A 20,201-nucleotide genomic window follows, 5' to 3' on the forward strand; every position below is an offset into this window, starting at 1 on the left:
ATATTTTGGCTAAAGCCAATGGAAAATTCTTGTTTTTGTAAATAGGCTAAAGCCCATTTCTATTGAATCAAAAGAATCACATTTTAAACCACTTCTTTTTAAACTGATTCCAACGTTGCTGATTAATTACTTTTTGTTCGTCTTTTGAAATTTTCAGCTCAAGATTTTGAGATTTGCATTTTTCATACGAACTGATAATCTGAAACAGAAATGAAGGCGATTTTATTTTCATGGCTTCTTTTGCAGATGCAACATAGGTTAAGAATCGGTTTAAACCTAAAAAATAAAAATATCTTCCGTAATAATCTGCTGGTTTTATCGTATAATCTACCCCTTTTACTTTAATTAATTTTACATGAAGTTCTGGCAGAACTACTTCGTTCCAGCCTAAATTTTGCAGTAAAATTGCATCGATATTATCCCAACCCAAAGTTTCACGCAAACCGCCCATTTGTAAAAAACATTCTTTTCTGTATGCTTTCATCGGGCCGCGAACATGATGTTTATTGGAATTCCCTTCATAGACCCATTCGCCATTTTTTTCAACATATAGAAGTCCGCCAACCAAACCGTAATCCGGATTTTCTACAAAAGCATTCGCAACGATCTGAAGATAGTTTTCATTTAAAATAATATCCGAATCGAATTTACAGATAATATCAAACTCATTAATATCCTGCGTTTGTAATCCTTTTTTGAATGCTGCAACAACTTTTGAGCCCGGTTGATGAGCTGATTTTTGCAAATTAATAGTTTCAAATCTGGAATCGCTTTCAGTATATTTTTTGATCACTTCAGAAGTTCCATCAGTCGAGCCATCGTTTACAACGATAACTTTAAAATCCTTAAAACTTTGCTGCTGTAAAGAATCTAAAGTAAATGGAAGATTATTTTCTTCGTTGTGCGCAGGAATAATGATGAGAAATTTCAAGCTGAATCAGTTTAAAAATATATAGCGATAATTGACAACTGCAAAAGTACGTCAATTATCGCTTATGAATATCCATTAATATTATTTATTATGCGGTTTAAGCATGTTTACAGGATCTAAAATTTCGTCTAATTTTTCCTGTGAAAGCAAACTTTGTTCAAGAACTAAATTATAAACACTTTTCCCCGTCTCTAAAGCCTCTTTCGCAATTTTTGTAGACTGCTTATATCCGATGTAAGGGTTCAGAGCGGTTACAATTCCGATGCTGTGTTTTACCATATTCAGACAAACCTCTTTATTGGCGGTAATTCCTACAACACATTTGTCACGAAGGGTATCTAATGCATTGCAAAGGAAATGAATGTTTTCCATAATGGCATGAGAAAGCACAGGTTCCATTACATTCAGCTGCAATTGGCCTGCTTCTGCGGCGAAAGTTACGGTAAGATCATTTCCGATTACTTTAAAACAAACCTGATTTACAACTTCCGGAATTACAGGATTTACTTTTCCAGGCATTATCGAAGAACCCGGCTGCATTGGCGGAAGATTGATTTCAGACAATCCCGCTCTTGGACCTGAAGAAAGCAATCTTAAATCGTTACAGATTTTTGAAAGTTTCACGGCAAGACGTTTCATTGCTGATGAATAAATCACATAAGACCCCGTATCTGGCGTTGCCTCGACCAAATCCGGTGCGGATACAACAGGATAACCGGTAATTTCGGCTAAATTTTTAGCACAAAGCGTTGCATAACCAACCGGAGCATTAATTCCTGTTCCGATCGCCGTTGCACCCATATTAACCTCGACAAAAAGATTGGCGTTATTATTTAATTTTGAAATATCTTCTTCTAAGGTTGCGGCAAATGCCTCAAACTCCTGTCCCATTGTCATCGGAACTGCATCCTGAAGCTGAGTTCGCCCCATTTTGATTACATCATGAAACTGTTTTCCTTTCTCACGAAAAGCGGCAACAATACTTTCAAGCTTTTGAACAAGAGTAGCGTTCATTTGCAACAGCCCCATCTTTATTGCTGTTGGATAAGCGTCATTGGTAGACTGTGAAAGATTGATATGATCATTTGGTGAACAAAATTCATATTCACCTTTATTTTTTCCTAATTTTTCTAAAACACGGTTGGCAATCACTTCATTGGCATTCATGTTAATAGAAGTTCCTGCCCCTCCCTGAATCATATCTACAGGAAACTGTTCGTGCAGTTTTCCTAATAATATTTCATCGCAGGCTTCTGCAATTTTAAAATATAAATCTTCATCTAAAAGTCCCAGCTCATAATTCGTTTTTGCCGCCGCTTTTTTCACGAAAGCCAAACCTTTGATAAATTCCGGATATGACGACAAAAGCTGTCCTGAAATTTTGAAATTATCAATCGCTCTTTGCGTCTGAACTCCGTAATAAGCATTGATCGGAACGTTTAATTCTCCGAGAAGATCACTTTCTTTTCTGAAATTTTCCATAAAATGAGGTTGAGTATTAGGCTAAGATTGAGATTGAAAATTACGTACAATATTTAAATTTTCACCCTCAATATTAACCTTACTTAGAATATTTTTGATTTAAAGCCTGAAGAATTGCCCAAGTTTCGGCATCCATAATCCCGTCATAATTTTGTGGTCGGAAATGATACTGCAGTGCTTCAATAGTTTTTTTGGTAACATCATCCCATTTTCCACTCGGCTGAATGTCATAACCAAACTTCTGCAAAGCAGTCTGAGCTAAAAATATAAATGCCGGCTCATTATATCTTGTAGAAATATCGGTTTGTGCAGTGGTAAGAAGAATTTGTTTTGCTGCTTCATCATACCACATTCCTATTTGATATTCATCATATAATTTTTTCCATGGAAAAAGCGGGCCTGGATCCTGTTTTCTTGTCGGGGCAATATCCGAATGCGCCAAAACATTCGTTGCAGGAATTTGGTATCTTGTAACAATATCTTTTGCTAAAGCTGCCACCTTTTTGACCTGCTCATCACTGAAAGGCTGGAAAATTTTCGCACCAGTTGCATCTGCAGTGTATCCCATATTTACAATTTCAATTCCTATGGAAGTGTCGTTAAGATTTTTGTCTGAACGCCATGCACTTACTCCTGCATGATAAGATCGTTTGTTTTCATCCACCAATTGATAGATTTCGTTATCTCCAAGATTATTTACAAGATAATGTGCGCTTACCGATTGCTGCGTAAGAACTTCAACAGATTTATCATCAGGTAAAACGGTATAATGTAAGATCAGATATTTCTGTCTAAAATTTTGAGCAATCGCAGGAAAATGCGTTTTCACTACTTTGTAACCTGCTGGTTTTGCTGATACAATTGAACCGTAGCTAATCGTATTGTCATTCTTTGTAGCATCAGCAATATTTGTTGTGAAAAATTCTACGCCGTGCTCATTTGTAATTTTAGGTTTAGGTTTTTCTACAGAGTCGGTTTTTGTTACAGATTTTGGCTGTGAAGTCACTGTTTTAGGTCGGTACGTAGTTTTTTTAATATTTTTTTGTGAGGTACACGAAAAAACCAACGTGCTTAAGCCGATGATATATAATGTCTTACGCATTAGTTTACTTTTTTAATCGTTTATTAGCGTAAAAATACGTAATTTTTTCTTGAATTTTATTTGGTAAATAAAGAAATCTATTCTATATTTGCACTCGCAATAACAGAACAAAGATCTTTAAAATATAAATAAAAAGGAGGGTTGCCGGAGTGGTTAACGGAGCAGTTTGCTAAACTGTCGACGCGAAAGTGTCGCAAGGGTTCGAATCCCTTACCCTCCGCATTTATTTCTTTCGGGGCGTAGCGTAGTCCGGTCATCGCGCCTGGTTTGGGACCAGGAGGTCGCAGGTTCGAATCCTGCCGCCCCGACAGTTTTCGGTAATTTTCTCAAAATTACAAATGGGTGCGTAGCTCACCTGGATAGAGCATTCCGATTCTCGGAACGGTGAAATTTAGATACTACCACTTAAAAAGTTTTCAGTAATTTCTTAAAAATTGCAAAATGGGTGCGTAGCTCAGCTGGATAGAGCATTCCGATTCTCGGAACGGTCAAATTCAGATACTACCACTTAAAAAGTTTTCAGTAATTTCTTAAAAATTGCAAAATGGGTGCGTAGCTCAGCTGGATAGAGCATCTGCCTTCTAAGCAGACGGTCAAAGGTTCGAATCCTTTCGCGCTCACTGAAACCTCATAACTTTCGTTGTGAGGTTTTTTGTTATACTAGCTTATATGTGTTATTGCTATATTCTTTATTCAAAATCTTTAGACAAATACTATATTGGACATTCTTGTGAAGATTTACAGGAAAGACTAAGAAAGCATCTTTCAAACCATACAGGTTTTACTGCTAAAGCCAAAGATTGGATTATCGTATATTCTGAAAACTATGATTTCAAATCTGATGCATACAAAAGAGAGCTTGAAATAAAAGCCTGGAAAAGCAAGTCTAAAATATTAAAGCTAATCGGGAGCTCACACGGATAGAGCATCCCGATTTTTAATCGGGACGGTCAAAGATTCGAATCCTTTCGCGCTCACTGAAACCTCATAACTTTCGTTGTGAGGTTTTTTGTTTTACTAGCTTATATGTGTTATTGCTATATTCTTTATTCAAAATCTTTAGACAAATATTATATTGGGCACTCCTGTGAAGATTTACAGGAAAGACTAAGAAAGCATCTTTCAAACCATACAGACTTTACTGCTAAAGCCAAAGATTGGATTATCGTATATTCTGAAAAGTATGATTTCAAATCTGATGCATACAAAAGAGAGCTTGAAATAAAAGCCTGGAAAAGCAAGTCTAAAATATTAAAGCTAATCGGGAGCTCACACGGATAGAACATCCCGATTTTTAATCGGGACGGTCAAAGGTTCGAATCCTTTCGCGCTCACTGAAACCTCATAACTTTCGTTGTGAGGTTTTTTGTTTATCATTACAATATAGCTTTCTGCCTATAATATTCTACGTCATTTTTGTTAACCTTAAAATTGAAAAATTAGGTTCCTTTAGATTTTTAGAATAAATGGATATCTTTAAAATTGAAGATTATCAAGTTTCAATTTTAAAAATATAAAAATTCTTTTCTCATGCTAGCTCCGGATAATCCAATGATTATTAATACAGTAAAAATTGCAGAGAACCAATCAATAAATATTCACAAAAAATTATTTTGAATTTTATTTTGTTTTATAAAAAAATCTGCTATCTTTGCACCCACAAAAAACAAGGTAATTCTTGTTAAAAGATGACCTCAATCGGGGCGTAGCGTAGTCCGGTCATCGCGCCTGGTTTGGGACCAGGAGGTCGCAGGTTCGAATCCTGCCGCCCCGACTTCACGGGACAAAGTAGAAAAATCTACTTTTGTCCCGTTTTTTTTTGCATATAACTTTTTGTTTATCAAGTTGATATGTTGTATAAAATCGTTGCGCCGAGCGGTTCGAACTTGGCTTTCTGAAAAAATGATTTTTTCAGGGTAAATTGAACCAATATCTTTTGATATCTCTGCAAGTTCTCCTTTTATTACATTTTTCTCTATCTCAATTATCTTGTTAATTCCTTGTTTTATAAGGCCTTGAATGTTATCTGAATCATAATTAACTCTATTTAGCTTTACTTCCAGAGCAGAAATCTTTGAACTATAGACTGATTTCATTTCTCTATAGTCTTCAGCTTCAATCTGACGAGTAGCAAGCAGGTCTCGCGTGTGAGATAATCGATCTTCATAATCTTTAATTTCTGCCAAAATCTCCTTTTTTTCTGATTTTACTTCTAGTGTTCCACCTAGGTAGTCTTTCGAAATGGTTTCTTCATAGAAAGATACATTTTGGATTTTAGGAAGAAATTCAATTAAGTCTTCTACAATAGCCGCGTTGACTTTTTCAGCATTCACACGATGCGTACATCCTGCGATACAATGGTAATATGCATAGTAACGGCTTCTACCTTTTGATTTACTTCCAGTCAATAACTTACTGCATTCAGGGCAAACCAAATATCCTCTAACCGGAAACTCGTCAATGGTTTTTATCTTGGGGCGATAGTTTCGTCCGCGTCCATCTAATACGTCCTGTACTTCATAGTAGAGCGATTCAGATATGATTCCCTCGTGTTGCCCATCAACGAAACGGCTTTCTTCGTCTTTGAACTGGGGAACGAATATTTTACCACAATACAACGGATTTCGTATAACCTGCCAAAAAGCATTCTTGCTACATTTCAATCCCTTTTCTTTCGCTTGCTTAAACACCTGCTCAGTATTGAAAATACCTTTCGCAATTTCTTTAAATGCGTACCTTAAAACGGAAGCGTCAGGCTCTTTCGGTGCAATAAATTTCTTTCCATTTTCGGAAGTTTTATTTTCATATGCTACGGGGGCTAATCCCATATAGCGACCCTCTTTCTTCGCTCGGCGCATGCCGTAAAATACATTCAATGCACGACGGTCATTTTCTACTTCTGGAGCCGCAAGATAAAATGCCAGCATCATTTTATTTTCAGGGATAGACAGGTCAAGTGGTTGCTCTATCGCCTGCGGTTCTACGCCCAACCCACGAAGAATGTTAATCATTTGATAGGCATCACCAGCATTTCTGCTGAAACGGTCCCATTTCGTGAAAAGGATAAGGTTTACATTATTCTTTTTCTTTTTCAATGTTGTGATAAGGCTTTTCCATTGCGGTCTGTTGAATGTTTTTGCTGAGTGATCTTCATAAATAACATCCCTTATCTCAATTGACTGATTAAGACAATATTTACGTAGCATCTCTTCCTGATTTCTTTGGGAATAACCTTTATCAGCCTGTTCGTCTGTACTAACTCGTATGTATATGTCTGCTATATAACCCATTTCTTTAAATATAAAATTACACAAAATATGACCTAGGAGTTACCCGATAAAAAACTGCGTTGCAAAGCATTAAACAGTATCTTTCGTATATAGTAGCACTCTTTGGCTTTTATTGGCACTAATTTACTAAATCAATAGCATCTAATCCCTTATTTTTCAGGAATATTGGTGTAAAATAGTCGTTTTATTTAAAAATGATTTTCAGGATTGTCAGCGATAAATCTCCTGCAATCCTGTACGGAATAAGCCAAAAAAATGTCCAATTTGGGCATTTTTGATAAGTGTTTTTTCTACAGTAATTTTTATAGTTGGGATAATCAGATATAACTATAACCTAGTTTAACAGCGGTGCAGAATTTTGATTTTGAAAACGATATCCCATCGAATAGCAACTTTTCTGGAAAGATCAGGTTTAAAAATCCCCTGAAGTCTTCACTGTTGCTTTGTTGCAAAACCTTATCGAGCTTGAGAAATTCTGCGATGTCATTTTTCAATAGTTCGTCTATATCTGGTATTCGCCCACAAACTTCCTGAAACTTTTTATTTAGCTGGTCAATTGACGTACTGTATTGGTTCTTTATCTCATGATATTCCGAAGCGTCTATCTTGTCAGTGGCCAACAAATCCCTAATATGCGATATCTTGTTTTCTAAATCCTTAAGTTGTACAGAAATCTGTTTTTTTGAAGTTTGAATATCCTTGGTCTGTTCTAAATAGCTCTCTAATAAAATATCTTTATAGACTTCGATTACTTCTTTTGAAGGTGCATAGCGTCTTAGCTCATTTTTAAATAATTCAGTTAACTGTTCTGCACCGATTCGCAAAGAACATCCTTTATAGCAATGATAATAATTGTAATATTTGTTTCTTCCTTTGGAACGACTTGCTGTTAATAATTTTCCACATTCTGGACAGATCAGAAATCCTCGTAGTGGAAATTCATCACGAGTTTCAATCTTTAAGCGGTATTTTCTGCCTCTGCCATCCAAAACGTCTTGCACTTGTTCAAATAGCTCTTCACTTAATATCGCTTCATGTTGCCCTTGTACAAAATAGCTCTCTTCATCTTTAAATGTCGGTATAAATATTTTTCCGCAATAAAGTGGATTTCTTATTACTTGCCAAAAAGCGTTCTTGCTGCATTTCAGACCTTTTTCCTTTGCTTTCTTCCAAATTTGCTCGGTGTTGTATGTTCCTTTTGCTAATTGCTCAAACGACCACCGCAAGGTGGAAGCATCTGGTTCCTTTGGTGTAATGTATTTATTTCCGGCCTCATCAATCTTGTTCTTATAACCAACCGGAGCCAACCCCATATACCTTCCTTCTTTCTTCGCCCGTCGCATACCATAAAATACGTTTAATGCCCGCCTGTCATTTTCAACTTCTGGAGCTGCAAGGTAAAATGCCAGCATCATTTTGTTTTCTGGTATTGATAGATCCAATGGTTGCTCAATTGCCTGTGGTTCTACATTTAGATCTCGGAGTTGATTTATCATTTGGTAAGCATCACCGGCATTTCGGCTAAAACGGTCCCATTTTGTGAAAAGGATAAAATCAACGCTGTTCTTTTTCTTTTTGAGGTTCGTGATTAACTTTTTCCATTCTGGCCTATTGAAGGTCTTTGCAGAATGATCTTCGTATATAACATTACGAATTGATATAGAATAATTCTCACAATATTTGCGTAACATTTCTTCCTGATTGCGCTGCGAATAACCTTTATCAGCTTGCTCATCTGTGCTTACACGTACATATAGATCTGCAATGGGGTCTCTTCCTGCTTTCATTTTTCCAGATATTTTTTTACAGTGATGCGTGCCAGCTTTTTTAAAAAGTCAAGCATTTTGGAGGCATCTTCGTTTGACATTTCAGTTTTATCACCTTTCATAATTTTTCTCAATTTCTCTGCTGTCATTCTAGTTTTCTGCAAATTTTCTTTCATATCAAATCCATTTAGAACATTAATGGAATCTGAAATTATCAATGTTTGTAAGATGAAGGTTTAACAATGTTCTGTTTGTCGCCTAGAGGCAGTATTTGACTAAATGCAACCACAATTATTTTAGCTACAGACTAGGTTGCATAGTCGTATTATTAAAAAGTATTTAAAATTCAGTCTAGATGGCTACATGTTTTGTAACCACATCAGGCCATTACCCAATGCCATTTTCACCGCCTTCCACATAGTTTTTTATCCAAGAACCGGTATGCTGTTTTTGTTCCATTTCAAGAGCAAAGGTATTTCAGTGTTCTTAACGCAACAGCAAGGTCATGCCCTCCGGGTTTGCAAAATAATCTCCACCCAAGGGTAGTATTTTTTTGCAAAACCTTGCTGTTGCTAAACACTAACCTTTTATGCTCGTGAAACGATACAAAGCATACTCCGGCTCTTTACACGAATAAAAAAAATGTCAGAATTGAAAATTATCAGCATTAGTAATGGAAAAAGTGAAACGAAAACAAGCACCTCCTCTCATTGCCGAATAAATCAAATCAAAATAAATCAAACAGGAATTTAACAACGTAAAAATCTAAAATCATGAACATCACAGGAAGACTGACAAGAGATGCGGAAGTACGCACAACGTCACAGGACAAACAAGTAGTAAACTTTTCAGTAGCAACAAACGACAGCTACAAAAACAAGCAGGGCGAACGCATAGAACAAACAACCTATTTCGACTGCTCGTACTGGATAACTCCCAACGTAGCCAGACTACTCACAAAAGGCACATTGGTAGAACTGACAGGCAGGGTAAGTACAAGAGCGTGGACAGGAAATGACGGAGAGCCAAAAGCAGGACTGAATTTTCATACCTCGCAAATCAAACTGCACGGAGGTAGCAGGAAAACAGAAACCGCGCAGGCTACTGACAATAACAACAAAGGCAAGGCTAAAGCGGAGCAAACCGAAGATGACCTACCATTTTAACAGCTATCAAATATTCATTTTTCAAACTTTTAAAATTTCAACAACATGGCACATAATATCAATTTCAACAGCAGAACAGGACGTTACTCATTTTTTAGTGTAAAGGAAAAAGCGTGGCACGGTTTGGGGCAAATCGTACAGGATTACCCAACAAGCGAACAAGCAATCAGACACGCAGGGTTAGATTATGAAGTGGTAAAATCTCCACTCTTTACAAAAAGCTCAGGCATTATAGAAACTGCTAACGGTATCGAGATTGGAAATAGCGAACTGGAAGTACCTAGTTATTTCGCCAACATACGCACCGATAACAATGCAGTTTTGGGTGTGGTCGGTAAAGACTATCATATCGTACAAAACAGGGATGCTTTTTCATTCTTTGACAGTATTGTAGGCGGTACGGACGGCATTTTATACGAAACCGCAGGAGCTTTGGGTAATGGGGAACGCATTTTTATTACCGCCAAATTACCGAGTTATATCCGTGTGGGCAATGGCGATGATGTGACAGAAAAATACATCTTCCTTACGACTTCGCATGACGGTAGCGGTAGTATTACAGCCGCTTTTACACCTATCCGTATCGTTTGCCAAAATACCTTAAATGCTTCTTTGCGTAATATGAGCAATGTTGTACGCATTAAGCACACCGCAGGAGCAAAACAACGTTTGGACAACGCACATAAAGTTATGGGAATTGCTAACCAGTTCAGTCACCAATTAGAAGGGATTTTCAATGAGTGGACGAAAGTAAAAGTTTCAGACCAAGAAGTTAAAAAGCTAATCCAACTGGCACTTTGCCCAAATAAGGAAACATTGGAACTGCTAAAAAAAGGTGCGGAAGATGAAGTTTCCACAGTATTCAAAAACGTGGTTGAAGATGCTTTTGCATATGCAATGGTAAGCGATACCCAACAGATGGACACCACCAAAGGTACATTGTTCGGAGCATACAATGCGGTGACAGGCTACTATCAGAACGTAAGAAATTACAAAGACGACGAAGCCAAATTACAGAGTATTGTAATGGGCGGTACAGCTCAACTCAAATCACAGAAAGCATTTGAATTATGTACCTCTTTTCAGAAAGTCGGTGCAGACGTTTTTCAACTCAATTGATTAAAAAACAGGCTACTGCCTTACAAACGGTGGTAGCCTTAAAAACTAAATATTATGGCGAATTGGTGCAGTAATACGGTTGTGTTCGAGGGAAAACCCGAAGCAATCACACAGATACAACAACTTTTCCAAACCCTAAAGGAAAAGGAAGAACAAGCCGAAGAAGGGCAATTGCCCGACTTTTCAGACAGTACAAACGGTGGGTATTTCTTCAATATCTACTGGAATGAGGGCGATGAAGGAAATTTTCAGTATGAAACAAAATGGTCGCCAAACTCCGAGATACTGCGGAGCATAGCAGACCGATACCAAGTTGATTTTGTACAGGATTATGAGGAAACGGGAAACGGGATATATGGCAGGGCAACCTATCAAAACGGCATACTGGACGATGTATGTTTGAGCGATGAAGACATAGAAGCGTATGATTTTGATGAAGATACAGACACTTACCATTTTGAGGGGAAAACCTATGACAGCGATTGGGAAATACTGGAAACGCTTTTGGAACGTAAACTATCATTGCTATGAAAGTAACGGATTTGAACGGATGCTCTATCGAAGTCACTGACCTTGATGAAGCCATAAAGATTAGCAAACTGTACACTGGTTACAGGCACGAGGACGAAAGTTTCTCCGAGTTCAACAAAAGACAGAACGCTTATTGGACAGATATGTACAATAAACTGACAGCTAAGAAAAAACGATTAGAGGACAAACAAAAAAAATTAGAACGATGAACATAAATTTTTTCAATCAGATACAGCAGTTGGACTTTACAGGAGTATTGCAACTGAACATTTCAAAGGGAACAGAAACCAAGTTAATCGTATCGGTTATGCTCAATAACGAACAATGCGGAGATAATGCCAAAAACCTTATTCCGCCCCTTACATTCAACGCTACTGCACAGGAATTTGACGAGGGATTTTTTGAGCAGATAACCGCACCAGTACAAACCGTTTCGGGTTTGATGGTGGACATGGAAAAGTTCTTAAAGCAAATGGAAGAAGTCAAAAAACAATCGGCAATGGAAAAGGAAAGAGCCGATAAGGAGAAGAAAGAAAAGGAAGCCAGGGACAAGAAGTATAAAGAAGTAATGACAAAGGCTGACGAACTAGAAAAAGAGGGCAAATTCCGTGAAGCGTGGATGAAAGTGCCGAACCCTGCCGATTTTCCCGACTATGCAGAAGCCATCCGCAAACGCAAAACTTCACTATCGGACAAGTTTGCCACACCGAGCCTTTTCGGTGCAACAGAAGAAGCAACACCCGAACCGATACAATCGGCAGAAGTTACAGACGATTACCCCATTGATGAAGCAGGAGAAAAAGAATAGAAGTGTTAACCCTAAAATCAAATGTTATGTTATTAGCAACGCAATTACAACGAGTTTTTATATTGAATGATAAGGGGCAGGAAATCAAACTCAACGACCCCGAACCGCAATGGAGTGTACAGGCAGTAATGAATTTTTATTCCAATACATACCCCATTCTGACTACCGCAAAAGTATCAGCACCACAAATCAAGGACGATACCGTACAGTACCGTTTTGAAAGTGCAATGGGAACAAAAGGTTAAACTAAAACAGTAAAACAATGACTTATGCAACGACATACCGTATCGGGAACATTCCAAATGCCCCAAGAACCCAAGCAAAAGCAATTGCACCGTCAGTTGAGCGAGTTCGCAAACTGGATGCAACGACCGAAAGACGCAAACGAAATCCAAAAGGACAAACAGCAGTCCGTACCAGTAGCCATGTTGCCAATGGTTTTTTAAGGACTTCGTTTCTCCCAAGACTGAACGAAACAGAAACCGTACAGGCTTGCAGGGATAATGCTAATATGGAAAGGGATTTTTATAGTTCCCTTTCTCAATTGGCAGAGCATTACGGTATCATTCCGAAACCAACGCAGTCTTTAGGGTATCCGTACAATATCGCATTGGCTTTAAAAGACACCGAAGAACAGCTAAAACTTAAAATAACGGATTGGGAAGAAATCAGACTGATACAGGATAGCAGGAAAGTGTTTTTTACAAGTGAGGAAAGATATAATACTGGTGCAACCCTGTATTACATTCCTGTAATACCCTTATTTCGTTGGTTGAAAGACCCGAAACGGAAACATACGGCTCAACTGCTTTTGTCGGTTTGTAGTTATCTGTACCATATTGCTGATATACCATATTACAGACAACAAAGCAGTTACCTGTACTGGATGTATGAAATGCACAAAGATTGGGTAACGGAGGACGATTACGAAGAAGAAACAGAAACCTATCTTAGTGAATTTGCACAAGCGGAATGGATTGGTGACCGTATGGAACAGAAGATATACAACGAAGCTAATTTAAGGCTCTTTAACGAACGTTTAAACCGTTTTAAATCGAAAGATAAGATTGATGCTGATTGCTATAAAGTAGCACAGGAAGCCTATGCCATTTATGAGCAGTACCCCAATGCAACCATCTTCCACAACGCCCGGCCCAATGGCGAAGCCAACGAAGAAGACATGGAAAATATCATTTCAATGGAGAAGTATGTTTCCTTCTGTGCAGATGGTACAGGTTGGCTAATGGATAATATAGTAGAATCCGTAAATAACCAATTGCAGGAATACGGACAGATGGAAGAACCCATTATTATCAAACGGTTTGACGGAAGCGACATCACCGCCAACACTTTGGAGTTTGAAAACCGTTTGTTACCGATGATAAACGAATTGACCTACATTTTGAATAATTTTTAAAACAAAGCTATGAACGATATAACACAGGATTTCGGAACGCTATACTACCCAAAATCAGCATTGGTATTTTATCAGACTACTGGAAAGGGTAACGATACTTATGTAGAGCATTTTGATATGGATAAAAACGGTACGCCCATTAATGCTCACCCTTTGACCGTAAAAGAAGCGAACCAACTGGCTAAGGCTTTGAAGACCGCCAAAGAGCAAAAAGAACCGCTATTGAAACCGCAGGGAGTATTGAGCAATCAGGTTTTATACTTTGAGCCTAATGGAAACAAAGTGGTTTGGTTTACTAAAGCCACACAAAGGGAACTATATTTTGTGGAAAGTTTGGGCATACCTAAAGGCAAAGCTAATGTACCGCCTATGCTGTGGGTAGCGAACCGAAACGGTTTAGCTGTTTTCGCCTTACCGAATAGCAGAAGACCTACAATAAAAACAAAACTGTACAATGCTCCCTTTTTTAACGTGTATGAGGACGGTAATGTATGTATGGGTACAGTTGATGTACGCATAAAGAAAACCGCTTCATTGGAAGAATTTATAAACAAATGGGAAGGTTTTTTCTTTAACAGCTATTTTAGTCATTTAATGCACGGTCATAACCCGATAAATGGAAATTGTGTAAGCCTTTGGGAAAATTTAATTGCCACAGGCGAAGCCTTTCCAATGGAAGTATTGAAAAAAAATAATCTAACCTTAAAAGACATATTGCGATGAACAACGAAAAAACAACAGTCCATTTTACGGATAATAGTCTGATAAACGCTACCAATCCCATATCCATAAACCTTATCGGTGCAGGTGGCACAGGCTCAAAGGTTTTGACCGCCTTAATGGAAATGAACCACAGTTTAATTGCGTTAGGACACGCAGGATTGTCCGTTCGTCTTTGGGATGATGATGTTATTACCGAAGCAAATTTAGGCAGACAGCGTTTCGCTGAATGTGAGGTAGGACTGTATAAATCCATTGCTCTTATTAATCGAGCAAACCGCTTTTCGGGTACAAACTGGAAAGCCGAAACGCAGAAGTTTGAAAAAGATAGTTTGGGTAAAACTCCCGAAAATGCACAGGCTACGATTTTTATTACCTGTGTAGATAGTGTAAAAGCAAGATTTGGTATTGCTGAAATATTGAAAGCATTGGACAACGGCAAATATTACCATCATAAGCCAAAATATTGGTTGGATTATGGAAACAGCCAATATACAGGACAAGTATTGTTGTCAACCATTGGAGAGATAAAACAGCCTAATTCCGATAAGTACGAAACAGTAGCTAATCTGCCAATGGTTACAGATGAATTTGGGGATTTGCTGAAGCAGTCCGAACAGCAGTCCGATACACCAAGTTGCAGTTTAGCTGAAGCATTGGAAAAACAGGATTTATATATCAATTCGTCACTCGCACAAATGGGAAGTTCTTTGTTATGGGGTCTATTTCGTAATGGATTGACCGAATACAGAGGCTTTTTTATCAATCTGAAAGATTTTCGTTCACAACCTATTCCAGTCGCCCCATAGCTAAAATCGGGCGGCAAAAAGACACACCCTCCCGATGGTCGGGGCTGTCTTTTTGCATTTAAGCGGTACAACCACTTTGCCAAAATGTAAGGCTACGCACCGTCCTCACTTCACATTTCATCAAACAGGTTGCGATCTGTTTTGCAGGGATATTCAGTATCCCTTTCGTTGTTTTTGGAAACTTCTTTTCTTTCCACATCTGCGACCAAAGAAAAGATTCTGTGTTATAAACCAAATATATTTTTTAAAAATGATAGAAATTTAATACTATCTCTTCTCTAATTCTCGCTATATATTATTTAAAAATAACAGTTGATGTTCTAATTCTTTATTACTGTGTGAAATTGAGCATAAATTTATACATTTGCCAAATGAAAAATTTATCATTCATATTAGCATTAATGGTCTTGGTCTTATCGATCTTGCCAGGCTTTATGGAAGATAAATGCTTTGACGTCATACATCAAACAACAAATAGTCAGGAAGAAGATAGCGACGGTTGCGGTATGGAATGTTGCTCGCCTTTTTCTAAATGCAATACCTGTACTGGATTTGTAATTACTTCTTTTTATGCTTTAACATCCAATTATGTCCAACAACCTAAAAAGAAATTAGGTGTAATAACTGCGTCAGCTGTTTCAGACTTCTTCTCTTCCATTTGGCAACCGCCTAAGATTAATTAATGTTTTTAGTGTCTTCGGCACAATAACAAATTGCGGTGCTACAAACCGTCAATTCTTATTTTTCAAACATTAATAATTTTTCATATAATGAAAAAAATACTCTTTATGTCATTTTTTATGACACTAAATCTCTGTGTATTTGCACAAAACAATTTAAATGCTGTTATTAGAAACAGTGAAAACAAAGATCCTTTGATTGGTGTGACGGCATCTATAAAAGGAACCTCGCTTGCAGCGACATCCAACGAAAATGGTCAAATCATAATAGTAAATGTTCCTGACGGTGTACAGGAAATACATTTTAGTTACGTAGGCTTTAATGAACGTATTGATACATTGGAATTTCCATTAAAGGACACCAGCGTTATTGAAATCTTACTCAAAGAAAGTTCAGAGGAGTTAGAGGAAGTGGTTATATCTTCTACAAGAAGTACAAGGAGCATACAAAATATTCCTACCCGCATTGAATTTATCGGAAGTGAAGAATTGGGCGAAAAAGGCAATATGAAACCTGGGGATATTCGTATGCTCTTGGCGGAAAGTACAGGTATTCACGTACAAACCACTTCGCCCACAAGTGCCAATGCAAGTATCCGTATTCAAGGACTTGACGGAAGATATACGCAAATCTTGAAAGACGGCTTTCCTATTTTTTCGGGTGCTTCAAGCGGATTAGGTTTGTTGCAAATTCCACCGCTTGACTTAAGCAGGTTGAAGTTATCAAAGGTTCTACATCTACGCTGTATGGTGGTGGAGCAATAGCAGGTTTGGTAAACCTGATTTCCAAGACACCAACGGAAGAAAGGGATTTGCGTTTTCATTTAAACGGAACATCAGGTGGAGGTTTAGACATCAACGGTTTTTACGGACAGAAGTATAAGAAAATCGGAACAACCATATTTGCTTCGCATAATAGAAACGGAGCTTACGACCCTGCAAAAATTGGTTTTTCTGCCATTCCAAAATTTGAACGTTTTGTACTGAACCCTAAATTGTTTGTTTATTTCAATGATAAAACAAAAATGAATTTCGGTGTCAATACAACTATCGAAAACCGTTTGGGAGGTGATATGCTTTACATCAAAGGTAAAGGAGATAACACACATCAATATTTCGAGAAAAATAAAACACAACGCTATTCCACACAATTTGTTTTCGACCACTTAATTGATGAAAAAAGTTCTTTTCAAATTAAAAATAGCGTGAGTTATTTTAACCGAAATACAACAATTCCCAACTATCAGTTTGAGGGAACACAAACCGCAACTTTTACAGAAGCAAATTATACCAACAGTACAGAAAAATCGGAATGGGTAGCAGGGGTCAATATTTGGACAGACAATTTTAAAGAAAAGCAGATTACTGCATTTCCGTTGAGGGATTACAGCCAAAACACATTCGGAGCTTTCGTTCAAAATTCTTTTAAGGCTACTGATTGGCTTCAATTAGAAGCGGGTTTAAGAACGGATTACGTGATAGATTACGGAGCTGTATTTTTGCCAAGAGTATCTGCATTGTTTAAGATTGCAAACGGATTGACTTCACGTATTGGAGGTGGATTTGGGTATAAAACACCAACCATTTTTACAGAAGAAAGCGAACGCCTACAATATCAAAATGTAATGCCTATTGACAACAAAATCAATAAATTGGAAAAAAGTTATGGAGCAAATGCAGACATCAATTACCGCACCTACATTGGGGAAGATTGGTCATTTAGCATAAACCAATTGTTCTTTTACACCTATCTGGATAATCCCTTGTTACTTGAAAACCCCTCTGCAAATCTGTATCAGTTCGTTAATTCCCCAGGTTATATTCATACTAAAGGAACAGAAACCAATATTAAAATTGGTTACGATGACCTGAAATTATTTTTGGGATACACTTATACAGATGCTCGATTAAACCAAAATGGAATGACTGTAGAAAGCCCGTTAACGCCAAAGCACCGCATTAATTCCATCCTGATGTATGAAATAGAAGACAAATGGAAAGTTGGTCTGGAAGCCTATTATTTCAGTCCTCAAAAACTGAATAATGGAACTACGGGCAAAGGTTACTTTATTACCGGGTTTATGGCTGAAAAGATTTGGGAAAGATTTTCTCTGTACATCAACTTTGAAAACTTCCTTGACACCCGACAAACACGCTTTGGTAGCATTTATACAGGAACAATAACCAATCCGGTTTTTAAAGACATTTATGCACCTTTGGACGGATTTGTGATTAACGGAGGAATAAAATTCAAGCTTTAAAACAAATGGAAAAAACCATATTCAATATAACTAAAATGGATTGCCCAAGCGAGGAGCAATTAATCCGTATGAAACTGCAAGACTTTGATACGGTAAAAGGATTGGAATTTGATATAGCCAATAGAAAATTGGACGTTTATCACAATGGAAACCCAGAGCCAATTTTTTTGGCTTTGGGAACACTGAACCTAAATACGACATTGGTTTCAACTGAAAAAAGCAATTTTGTTGTTGAAACAGATACAAGCAACAAGCAACGGAAATTACTTTGGATCGTGTTGATTATCAATTTCCTGTTTTTTGGACTGGAAATGTTGTTCGGTATTTTTTCAGGTTCAATGGGATTGATAGCCGATAGCTTGGATATGCTTGCAGACAGTGTCGTTTACGCATTGGCATTAATCGCTGTTGGTGGAACAATCGCCCTAAAAAACAACATCGCCAGATTTGCAGGATACTTCCAAGTCTTACTTGCTATTGTAGGTTTCGTTGAAGTGATCAGACGTTTTATGGGAATTGAAGCTATGCCCGATTTCAAAACAATGATTGTCGTTTCAGTTTTAGCATTGATTGCAAACGTATTTTGCCTTTATCTCTTACAAAAGAACAAAAGTAAAGAAGCGCATATGCAGGCTTCGATGATATTCACATCAAATGATGTCATTATCAATTCGGGAGTTATTGTTGCTGGTCTTTTAGTTAATTGGCTCAATTCAAGTTATCCCGATCTTATTATTGGAGCGCTTGTATTCCTAATTGTGGCAAAAGGTGCGTATCGCATTCTAAAACTTGCAAAATAATAATGAAGGTTAACAGAATTGTTCGTGAGAAAGCATAACACTGCGGATGAATTTCTTACTGAGAATTCATCTTGTTTTGCATATTTATTATTGGGTAGCATATAAAACAGCTACCCTTTTTTCATTTTATTACATGGTTATTGTTTCTGTTGTAGTACTCTGATTGTGATAATTTGGGCAATAAGACGTATTTGATTTCCATAGGATATACGTTAGCTCCAGAAGCTTTCTTTGAATGGCAACAATTGCTTTCATTTTAATGCCATGCCTTGAAGCCAATCTTAAGAAAATACATTTGAAGTTTTCATCGGTTCTGATTGCAGCCAATGCGGGGAAGTGCATTACTTTCCTTAAATTCCGATTACCCCGCTTGGATATTCGGGGTTTAGATTTCACAGAAGTTCCAGATGTTTTTTCCCTTACATCCAATCCAGCATAGCTTACCAACTGTCTTTTATTTTTTATTAATTCAAATCCGTTGGTTTCAGCGATAATGGTGACAGCAGTCAGATTTCCTATTCCTGGTATAGAAGTTATTACTTTCATCTTTTTAGCTATAGCTTCATCTCCTTTGATAAGTGCAGCAATTTCCTCCATTATTTCCTTTTCCTGCTTATCAATCATGGCAATTCTTTTCTCGGTACGTTTTATTGATTTTTCGCTAGATGTTGCAGAAGTACGCTCAGCATGTAGCTGATTTTTTAACATAGTCCGTTCCTGTACCAGTTGTTCTCGTTCTCGACAAAGCTGTCTCAAATCATTGAATATTTTTAATGGAGGTTGCCATACTTCTAATTGCCTTTCCAAGCCAAATCTTGCAATGGCTTGTGAAGCACTCTTGTCGGTAATAGTTTTTATGTCAAGTGTCCTTACATAATTACTGATTTTGTTTGGTAAAACGATACTAACTTGTTTTTGATTAGTGCAAAGGTAATAAGCTAAGGATTCATGGTAAACTCCGGTAGCTTCCATCACATACCGTACCTCTACATTAGTTAATGTTTGCTTATTTACCCATGATACAAGACTGGAAAATCCTTTTTGTGTGTTGGGAAATACTTTATAGGCATAAACTTCTATGCTTATCTGTTGATCCATTCGACCAAGCGATACAACTAATTCATTTTGTGCGACATCAATTCCTACTGTCTGTTTTAATAATACCTTCATCTTATCTGGTTTAGGTAAGTGATAACCTTTCTACATCTTTTCTCCTGAATGGATATACTGGCTATACAACCCAATGTTTATGGGTGAATTCCTTACATTCTGTTCAGATTCTAAAAGGTAAAAGAAGAGGAGGCAGTTTCTTTTCTTGA

The 20,201-nt window shown here is 37.4% G+C and carries 19 protein-coding genes, 6 tRNA genes and 2 pseudogenes; 20 read left to right on the forward strand and 7 right to left on the reverse strand.

What is annotated here, in order from left to right:
• Nucleotides 1-76 precede the first annotated feature (76 nt).
• The 3 genes from BA768_RS06305 to BA768_RS06315 form a co-directional block, all read right to left on the reverse strand.
• Nucleotides 77-931 (reverse strand): glycosyltransferase family 2 protein, encoded by an 855-nt coding sequence (locus tag BA768_RS06305; RefSeq protein WP_065720128.1) that lies wholly within the window; start codon nt 929-931, stop codon nt 77-79.
• An 81-nt stretch (nt 932-1,012) separates the two neighbouring features.
• Nucleotides 1,013-2,413: an aspartate ammonia-lyase gene (gene aspA, locus BA768_RS06310; protein WP_065720129.1), complete on the reverse strand. Its 1,401-nt coding sequence runs from the start codon at nt 2,411-2,413 to the stop codon at nt 1,013-1,015.
• 79 nt (nt 2,414-2,492) lie between these two features.
• Nucleotides 2,493-3,515, reverse strand: a complete 1,023-nt coding sequence (locus BA768_RS06315; protein ID WP_065720130.1) for an N-acetylmuramoyl-L-alanine amidase — start codon at nt 3,513-3,515, stop codon at nt 2,493-2,495.
• 135 nt (nt 3,516-3,650) lie between these two features.
• Between BA768_RS06315 and BA768_RS06320 the strand changes: the two genes are divergently transcribed.
• The 8 genes from BA768_RS06320 (at nt 3,651) to BA768_RS06355 (ending at nt 5,289) form a co-directional block, all read left to right on the forward strand.
• Nucleotides 3,651-3,735, forward strand: a tRNA-Ser gene (locus tag BA768_RS06320).
• A gap of 13 nt (nt 3,736-3,748) precedes the next feature.
• Nucleotides 3,749-3,823: transfer RNA gene (locus tag BA768_RS06325), tRNA-Pro, on the forward strand.
• Between the two features lie 238 nt (nt 3,824-4,061).
• A tRNA-Arg gene (locus BA768_RS06330) sits at nt 4,062-4,135 on the forward strand.
• Nucleotides 4,136-4,184: 49 nt separating this feature from the next.
• The gene (locus BA768_RS06335) at nt 4,185-4,439 is read left to right on the forward strand and encodes a GIY-YIG nuclease family protein (protein WP_083206593.1); all 255 of its coding nucleotides are present in this window, start codon (nt 4,185-4,187) and stop codon (nt 4,437-4,439) included.
• A tRNA-Lys gene (locus BA768_RS06340) sits at nt 4,422-4,492 on the forward strand. The genes BA768_RS06335 and BA768_RS06340 overlap by 18 nt, the downstream gene beginning before the upstream one ends.
• 49 nt (nt 4,493-4,541) lie before the next feature.
• The gene (locus BA768_RS06345; protein WP_083206594.1) at nt 4,542-4,796 is read left to right on the forward strand and encodes a GIY-YIG nuclease family protein; all 255 of its coding nucleotides are present in this window, start codon (nt 4,542-4,544) and stop codon (nt 4,794-4,796) included.
• Nucleotides 4,779-4,849: transfer RNA gene (locus BA768_RS06350), tRNA-Lys, on the forward strand. Before BA768_RS06345 ends, BA768_RS06350 begins: the two co-directional genes overlap by 18 nt.
• A 365-nt stretch (nt 4,850-5,214) precedes the next feature.
• A tRNA-Pro gene (locus BA768_RS06355) sits at nt 5,215-5,289 on the forward strand.
• Between the two features lie 730 nt (nt 5,290-6,019).
• Here the strand turns inward: BA768_RS06355 and BA768_RS20860 are convergent.
• The 3 genes and pseudogenes from BA768_RS20860 to BA768_RS21245 form a co-directional block, all read right to left on the reverse strand.
• Nucleotides 6,020-6,805 (reverse strand): annotated as a pseudogene (locus BA768_RS20860) (recombinase family protein); the annotation flags it as partial.
• 317 nt (nt 6,806-7,122) lie between these two features.
• On the reverse strand, nt 7,123-8,592 hold the full coding sequence (locus BA768_RS06360; protein WP_065720131.1) for a recombinase family protein: 1,470 nt from the start codon (nt 8,590-8,592) through the stop codon (nt 7,123-7,125).
• Nucleotides 8,589-8,747, reverse strand: coding sequence for a hypothetical protein (locus tag BA768_RS21245; protein ID WP_165601776.1), 159 nt, complete (start codon nt 8,745-8,747; stop codon nt 8,589-8,591). Before BA768_RS21245 ends, BA768_RS06360 begins: the two co-directional genes overlap by 4 nt.
• Before the next feature lie 597 nt (nt 8,748-9,344).
• On the opposite strand from BA768_RS21245, the gene BA768_RS06365 reads away from it, so the two are divergent.
• From BA768_RS06365 to BA768_RS06420, 12 genes and pseudogenes are all read left to right on the forward strand, one after another.
• Nucleotides 9,345-9,737 (forward strand): single-stranded DNA-binding protein, encoded by a 393-nt coding sequence (locus BA768_RS06365; protein WP_065720132.1) that lies wholly within the window; start codon nt 9,345-9,347, stop codon nt 9,735-9,737.
• 45 nt (nt 9,738-9,782) lie between these two features.
• Nucleotides 9,783-10,856, forward strand: a complete 1,074-nt coding sequence (locus BA768_RS06370; protein WP_065720133.1) for a DUF932 domain-containing protein — start codon at nt 9,783-9,785, stop codon at nt 10,854-10,856.
• A 54-nt stretch (nt 10,857-10,910) separates the two neighbouring features.
• Entirely contained in the window at nt 10,911-11,387 is a 477-nt protein-coding gene (locus BA768_RS06375) for a hypothetical protein (protein WP_065720134.1), read from the forward strand.
• Nucleotides 11,384-11,596: a hypothetical protein gene (locus tag BA768_RS06380; protein WP_065720135.1), complete on the forward strand. Its 213-nt coding sequence runs from the start codon at nt 11,384-11,386 to the stop codon at nt 11,594-11,596. Before BA768_RS06375 ends, BA768_RS06380 begins: the two co-directional genes overlap by 4 nt.
• The gene (locus BA768_RS06385) at nt 11,593-12,195 is read left to right on the forward strand and encodes a PRTRC system protein E (protein WP_065720136.1); all 603 of its coding nucleotides are present in this window, start codon (nt 11,593-11,595) and stop codon (nt 12,193-12,195) included. Before BA768_RS06380 ends, BA768_RS06385 begins: the two co-directional genes overlap by 4 nt.
• Nucleotides 12,196-12,221: 26 nt before the next feature.
• Nucleotides 12,222-12,440 carry a PRTRC system protein C gene (locus BA768_RS06390; protein ID WP_038330829.1) on the forward strand — a complete coding sequence of 73 codons (219 nt, stop codon included), beginning with the start codon at nt 12,222-12,224 and terminating at the stop codon, nt 12,438-12,440.
• Between the two features lie 17 nt (nt 12,441-12,457).
• Nucleotides 12,458-13,612 (forward strand): hypothetical protein, encoded by a 1,155-nt coding sequence (locus tag BA768_RS06395; protein WP_065720137.1) that lies wholly within the window; start codon nt 12,458-12,460, stop codon nt 13,610-13,612.
• A gap of 9 nt (nt 13,613-13,621) precedes the next feature.
• Entirely contained in the window at nt 13,622-14,335 is a 714-nt protein-coding gene (locus BA768_RS06400) for a PRTRC system protein B (RefSeq protein WP_065720138.1), read from the forward strand.
• Nucleotides 14,332-15,141: a PRTRC system ThiF family protein gene (locus tag BA768_RS06405; RefSeq protein WP_065720139.1), complete on the forward strand. Its 810-nt coding sequence runs from the start codon at nt 14,332-14,334 to the stop codon at nt 15,139-15,141. The genes BA768_RS06400 and BA768_RS06405 overlap by 4 nt, the downstream gene beginning before the upstream one ends.
• A gap of 371 nt (nt 15,142-15,512) precedes the next feature.
• A complete protein-coding gene (locus BA768_RS06410; RefSeq protein ID WP_045752358.1) occupies nt 15,513-15,824 on the forward strand; it encodes a hypothetical protein in 312 nt (103 codons plus the stop codon).
• Between the two features lie 87 nt (nt 15,825-15,911).
• A pseudogene (locus BA768_RS06415) lies at nt 15,912-18,082 on the forward strand (TonB-dependent receptor domain-containing protein).
• 5 nt (nt 18,083-18,087) lie between these two features.
• Complete coding sequence (locus BA768_RS06420; protein WP_045752356.1) at nt 18,088-18,882, forward strand: cation transporter; 795 nt, start codon at nt 18,088-18,090, stop codon at nt 18,880-18,882.
• A gap of 129 nt (nt 18,883-19,011) precedes the next feature.
• Here BA768_RS06420 and BA768_RS06425 read toward each other — a convergent pair whose 3' ends face one another.
• Nucleotides 19,012-20,052, reverse strand: coding sequence for an IS110 family transposase (locus BA768_RS06425; protein WP_065720140.1), 1,041 nt, complete (start codon nt 20,050-20,052; stop codon nt 19,012-19,014).
• Between the last annotated feature and the right edge of the window lie 149 nt (nt 20,053-20,201).

The sequence above is a fragment of the Chryseobacterium sp. CBo1 genome (assembly GCF_001693475.1).
GTDB lineage: Bacteria > Bacteroidota > Bacteroidia > Flavobacteriales > Weeksellaceae > Chryseobacterium > Chryseobacterium formosense.

Excerpts from the sequence above, each read along its gene's own strand:
- aspA (WP_065720129.1), bottom strand. The coding sequence starts at position 2,413 with ATGGAAAATTTCAGAAAAGAAAGTGATCTTCTCGGAGAATTAAACGTT.
- BA768_RS06315 (WP_065720130.1), bottom strand. The coding sequence starts at position 3,515 with ATGCGTAAGACATTATATATCATCGGCTTAAGCACGTTGGTTTTTTCG.
- BA768_RS06335 (WP_083206593.1), top strand. The coding sequence starts at position 4,185 with ATGTGTTATTGCTATATTCTTTATTCAAAATCTTTAGACAAATACTAT.
- BA768_RS06345 (WP_083206594.1), top strand. The coding sequence starts at position 4,542 with ATGTGTTATTGCTATATTCTTTATTCAAAATCTTTAGACAAATATTAT.
- BA768_RS06360 (WP_065720131.1), bottom strand. The coding sequence starts at position 8,592 with ATGAAAGCAGGAAGAGACCCCATTGCAGATCTATATGTACGTGTAAGC.
- BA768_RS21245 (WP_165601776.1), bottom strand. The coding sequence starts at position 8,747 with ATGAAAGAAAATTTGCAGAAAACTAGAATGACAGCAGAGAAATTGAGA.
- BA768_RS06365 (WP_065720132.1), top strand. The coding sequence starts at position 9,345 with ATGAACATCACAGGAAGACTGACAAGAGATGCGGAAGTACGCACAACG.
- BA768_RS06370 (WP_065720133.1), top strand. The coding sequence starts at position 9,783 with ATGGCACATAATATCAATTTCAACAGCAGAACAGGACGTTACTCATTT.
- BA768_RS06375 (WP_065720134.1), top strand. The coding sequence starts at position 10,911 with ATGGCGAATTGGTGCAGTAATACGGTTGTGTTCGAGGGAAAACCCGAA.
- BA768_RS06380 (WP_065720135.1), top strand. The coding sequence starts at position 11,384 with ATGAAAGTAACGGATTTGAACGGATGCTCTATCGAAGTCACTGACCTT.
- BA768_RS06385 (WP_065720136.1), top strand. The coding sequence starts at position 11,593 with ATGAACATAAATTTTTTCAATCAGATACAGCAGTTGGACTTTACAGGA.
- BA768_RS06390 (WP_038330829.1), top strand. The coding sequence starts at position 12,222 with ATGTTATTAGCAACGCAATTACAACGAGTTTTTATATTGAATGATAAG.
- BA768_RS06395 (WP_065720137.1), top strand. The coding sequence starts at position 12,458 with ATGACTTATGCAACGACATACCGTATCGGGAACATTCCAAATGCCCCA.
- BA768_RS06400 (WP_065720138.1), top strand. The coding sequence starts at position 13,622 with ATGAACGATATAACACAGGATTTCGGAACGCTATACTACCCAAAATCA.
- BA768_RS06405 (WP_065720139.1), top strand. The coding sequence starts at position 14,332 with ATGAACAACGAAAAAACAACAGTCCATTTTACGGATAATAGTCTGATA.
- BA768_RS06410 (WP_045752358.1), top strand. The coding sequence starts at position 15,513 with ATGAAAAATTTATCATTCATATTAGCATTAATGGTCTTGGTCTTATCG.
- BA768_RS06420 (WP_045752356.1), top strand. The coding sequence starts at position 18,088 with ATGGAAAAAACCATATTCAATATAACTAAAATGGATTGCCCAAGCGAG.
- BA768_RS06425 (WP_065720140.1), bottom strand. The coding sequence starts at position 20,052 with ATGAAGGTATTATTAAAACAGACAGTAGGAATTGATGTCGCACAAAAT.